This window comes from Streptomyces huiliensis, from assembly GCF_020037025.1.
GTDB classification, from domain to species: Bacteria; Actinomycetota; Actinomycetes; order Streptomycetales; family Streptomycetaceae; genus Streptomyces; species Streptomyces huiliensis.
The window spans coordinates 1-3832 of the sequence record NZ_JAIQLH010000086.1; the positions used below are offsets into that span (position 1 = coordinate 1).

The following is a 3832-nucleotide window of genomic DNA, read 5'->3' on the forward strand; positions in this document are numbered from 1 at the left end:
TGGGCCAGTCCGGCCGGTCCCGCTCCGGCGGCGGAGGCGGCGTGGACCGTGTCGGCGAGGCTGCGGTACGCGTCCCGGACGAGCTCGGTGATCAGCTCGTCGCGGCCGGCGAAGTAGCGGTAGAGGGCGGGGCCGCTCAGGCCCATCCGCTTGGCGATCGCGTTGAGGGAGAGAGCCGAGGCGCCTGCCGTGGCGATCTGCTCCCAGGCGTGCTGCTTGATCTCGGCGCGTACCTGGGTGCGGTAGCGCTCGCGGGGGGTGGCCGCGGGGGGCTTCACCATGGTCTGCCGTCCTTCCGGCCTGTGGCGGCTAGAAGCTCAAGGTTTCGTTAGAGGGTATCGCTTCGGCTCTTGTGTGTGGGCCGCCTCTAGCGTTATACCTTCTAACGAACGTGTGAGGCCCTAGTTCGCGGATCCGCTCCGGATCCGCCCAGCCCGCCAGGGGAGTGCCATGTCCGGCATCAGCAGCTTCCGTTCCGCCGCCCTGTCCGCCGTCCCGCTCGTCGCCGTCGCCGTCCTCGGCGCCACCGCGGCGCCCGCCGGGGCCGTCGCGCCCCGGCCCGCCGGGTCCCTCACCTGCGGTGGGAAGGGTGTCGACCCGCAGGCCCTCGTCCGGCACCGGACCGAGACCGTGATCCACGCGCCGCTGCGTACCGTCTGGAAGCTGCAGGCCGACGTCGAGCGGTGGCCTTCCTGGCAGAAGACGGTCACCGCTGTGAAGCGGCTCGACGGCGGTCCGTTGCGCGCGGGTTCGGCGTTCCGGTGGACGACGCCCGTGCCGCCCAACCCGTCGACCCCCGCCACGAGCCTGGAGATCACCTCGACCGTCGGGCAGCTTCGGAAGGGCTCGTGCGTGCGGTGGACCGGGCCCGCGGTGGGGGAGGGGCTGCGGATCGAAGGGGTGCACGTCTGGAACTTCACCCCGGTCAAGGGCGGTGTCCGGGTGCGCACCGAGGAGACGCACGCCGGCGGGGAAGTGGAGGCGAACGTCCCTGTCGCCACCGGGATTCTGCGGCAGGGGCTGGAGGCGTGGCTGCGCGACCTCAAGGCCGCCGCGGAAGCCCGCGCCCGCGACGGCCGTCCGGGGTGCGCGGGGTGAAGGCCGTCAGCCGGTCGTCCACCGGTGGTCGGGGAGGAAGCGGACGTCGTACCGGTGGGGGACCGTCGCGAACTTCTCGGGGGACGGGACGACCGGCTCGCGCGGCAGGCCGAGCGCGTCGGCCGGTGCGCCGAGGGTCTCGAAGAACCGCTCGAACGTGCCCCCGGGGCCGGCGGCGACGCCCACGACGCGGCTGTGGTGGCGCTCCATCCGGTACGCGTGCGGGCAGTTGCGGGGGACGAAGCCGAAGTCGCCGGGGGTCAGCAGCCGCTCCTGCTGCCGGCCCTCGGTGTCCTCGACGAAGAGGCGGACGGCGCCGGCCGTGACGTAGAAGACCTCGTAGGTGTCGGCGTGCACATGGGCCGGGATGAGGTCGCCCTTCGGGCCTTCCACGGTGAAGAAATTGAACATGTTCTCGGTCTGCTCGCCGCCCGCGTAGACGGTGACCAGGTCGCCGAACAGGTGGGCGCGGTCCCCCTCGCCCTTCTCGACGAAGTACGGAACGCCGGGCTCGGCGGGTATGCGGGACGCCTGCCGGTAGGCGGTGGCGTACTCGATGGTCATGTGATCTCCAGGGGGATCGGTTCCGGAAGCGGCGGGGACGGCCTTCGGAGCGAATGTCAGGTAGCCTGACATGACAGATGGGCGGCGGGCAAGCCGCCGCCCCCACCTCGGACTCCGGATCCCGGACCCTGTCCGTCCGGCCGCACCCTTCGTGAGGAACCGATGCACCGCAGCCTTCCCCAGCTTCTCGGTGAGGGGCGCCGATGGTTCGACGACGGGCTGTCGGCCGCCATGGAGGCGGCCGGCGCCACGCCCGTGTCCCCGGCCCAGGTGCAGCTGTTCTCGGTGCTCGACCCCGAGGGCACCACCGTCTCCGAGCTGGCCCGGCGCATGGGCGTGACCCGGCAGACCGCGCACCAGGCCGCCCACGGGCTGATCGCCGCCGGGCTGCTGGAGCAGCTGCCCGACCCGGGATCCGCCCGGCGGCGGCTGGTCCGGCGTACGGGGGAGGGGGAGCGGGCGCACCGTCAGGCGGTTTCGGTGCTCGCCGAGTTGGAGGGGCGGCTGGCCTCGCGGATCGGGGGCGAGGCGGTTGCCGCGTTGCGGGCGGCGTTGGAGGCGGGGTGGGGTGAGCCGCCGGTGCTCGGGTGAGCTTCCCGGGGCCCTGCGGGCGGCTGTGCCCCGGTCCCGCCCCTTCGCCGTTTCCTGGGGCTGCGCCCCAGACCCCCCTTGCGCGGCTCCGCCGCTCGTCCTCAACCGCCGGACGGGCTGACCATCCAGCCCGTCCGGCGTTTGGGGACAACCGCGCGGAGCGCGGTTTCAGGGGGATCGGGGCATCCTTACCCCGCTCTCAACTCCGCGCGCGGTCCACGTACTCGAAGACCGACCCGTCCGGATGCCGGGCGACGAGATTCCGCCCGATGGGCGTCGGCACCGGTCCCGCGATGACCTCCGCGCCGACGGCCTTCAGGTCGCGGACCGCCTCGTCCACGTCCGTGACGGCGATGGTGGCGGTGATCTTCCGCAGGATCGAGAGTTCCGCCTCGGGGCCGCTCATCAGGAAGAAGCAGCCGACCGCGGCGACGGCCACGCCGCCCCGGCGGAAGCGGACCGCTTCCGCGCCGGTCAGTCGTTCGTAGACGGCGATCGCGGCCTCCAGGTCGCCGACACACACCCTTAGCGAAGTCCCCAGAATGTTCATGGCAGCCAGGCTAGTTGTCCCGCGGCGGCGCGGAAGACGGCCTTCGGGGGGCGAAACTCCGTTCTGCGCAAGCGAGTTCGGCCGCGGTGGTGTCCTCTTCACGGGCGTCCCGGTCGTCGGGCATGGTGGATTCCCGTCCGGTATCCGGGAACGGCGTCTCGCCGAGCGGTCCGGTCCGTCACCCGCCCGCCCGTGTCAGGCGGCCGTGCACCGCCGTGATCTGCGAAGGTGGACAGAAAAACGTGTGCGGAAACGGAGGTGCGCAGGGATGCGACAGGGCCACGCGTTCCCGGCCCCCGAGCGCGGGCTGCCCGTCCTGCCCGAGCTGCACGAACGGTTCGCCGAGGCCGCTCCCCGGACCGTGCCGGAACCGGTCGGCGGCGGCCCGGACATCCGGGCGGCGGCCTGTGGCTACCGGATCCGCAGGGGGCCGGCCGCGGATCCGTCCGACGTCCTCGCCGCGCCCGGCGCCCAGCCGCTGCTGCTGGCCCTGTTCGCCTCCGCCGGTGGCGAGGTGCTGCTGACCCGCCCCTGCGCGTCCTGGTACGCGCCGCTCGCCCGGCTCGCCGGCCGGCTGGCGTACCACTTGCCCGTCACGGCCGAGGCCGGCGGCGTCCCCGACCCCGTCGCCCTGCTGGAGACCGTCCGCAGGATCCGCGCCGAGGGCGGCAGACCGCGCTTCCTCGTCCTGTCGGTCGCCGACGACACCACCGGCACGGTCGCCCCGCCCGAGCTCGTGCACGAGGTGTGCGAGGCGGCGGCCGGCGAGGGCCTGACGGTCGTCAGCGACGAGACGTGGCGGGACGTCCGCCACGACCCGCACGCCACCGTCTTCGTCGGGCCCGCGGAGATGGACCCGGACCGGGTGGTGGTCCTCACCGAGCTCGCCGGGACCCTCCTGCCGGCCGCCTGGCCGGCCGCGTTCGCCGTCTTCCCGCGCTCCGGCCGCGGGGCCGTGCTGCGCGCCCGGGTGGCGTCCGTCCTCGACGCGCTGCGCGCCGAACTCCCGCCGCCCGTGGCCGCCGCCGC

6 protein-coding genes are annotated in these 3832 nt (G+C 73.8%); 3 read left to right on the forward strand and 3 right to left on the reverse strand.

All coding sequences use genetic code 11. The features are described from left to right. The coding region (locus JNW98_RS17325; protein WP_223769145.1) for a TetR/AcrR family transcriptional regulator at positions 1-281 on the reverse strand (281 nt) is incomplete at its 3' end. A 169-nt stretch (positions 282-450) separates the two neighbouring features. Between JNW98_RS17325 and JNW98_RS17330 the strand changes: the two genes are divergently transcribed. Continuing rightward, positions 451-1098: an SRPBCC family protein gene (locus JNW98_RS17330; protein WP_223769146.1), complete on the forward strand. Its 648-nt coding sequence runs from the start codon at positions 451-453 to the stop codon at positions 1096-1098. A gap of 6 nt (positions 1099-1104) precedes the next feature. Here the strand turns inward: JNW98_RS17330 and JNW98_RS17335 are convergent, their stop codons facing one another. Next, positions 1105-1662, reverse strand: coding sequence for a quercetin 2,3-dioxygenase (locus tag JNW98_RS17335; RefSeq protein ID WP_223769147.1), 558 nt, complete (start codon positions 1660-1662; stop codon positions 1105-1107). A 162-nt stretch (positions 1663-1824) separates the two neighbouring features. Between JNW98_RS17335 and JNW98_RS17340 the strand changes: the two genes are divergently transcribed. Continuing rightward, the gene (locus JNW98_RS17340; RefSeq protein ID WP_223769148.1) at positions 1825-2253 is read left to right on the forward strand and encodes a MarR family winged helix-turn-helix transcriptional regulator; all 429 of its coding nucleotides are present in this window, start codon (positions 1825-1827) and stop codon (positions 2251-2253) included. A 199-nt stretch (positions 2254-2452) separates the two neighbouring features. Here the strand turns inward: JNW98_RS17340 and JNW98_RS17345 are convergent, their stop codons facing one another. Further along, positions 2453-2803 (reverse strand): VOC family protein, encoded by a 351-nt coding sequence (locus JNW98_RS17345; RefSeq protein WP_223769149.1) that lies wholly within the window; start codon positions 2801-2803, stop codon positions 2453-2455. 268 nt (positions 2804-3071) lie between these two features. Between JNW98_RS17345 and JNW98_RS17350 the strand changes: the two genes are divergently transcribed. Further along, a partial coding sequence (locus JNW98_RS17350) for an aminotransferase class I/II-fold pyridoxal phosphate-dependent enzyme (protein ID WP_223769150.1) occupies positions 3072-3832 on the forward strand: 761 nt, incomplete at its 3' end.

Excerpts from the sequence above, each read along its gene's own strand:
- JNW98_RS17330 (WP_223769146.1), top strand. The coding sequence starts at position 451 with ATGTCCGGCATCAGCAGCTTCCGTTCCGCCGCCCTGTCCGCCGTCCCG.
- JNW98_RS17335 (WP_223769147.1), bottom strand. The coding sequence starts at position 1,662 with ATGACCATCGAGTACGCCACCGCCTACCGGCAGGCGTCCCGCATACCC.
- JNW98_RS17340 (WP_223769148.1), top strand. The coding sequence starts at position 1,825 with ATGCACCGCAGCCTTCCCCAGCTTCTCGGTGAGGGGCGCCGATGGTTC.
- JNW98_RS17345 (WP_223769149.1), bottom strand. The coding sequence starts at position 2,803 with ATGAACATTCTGGGGACTTCGCTAAGGGTGTGTGTCGGCGACCTGGAG.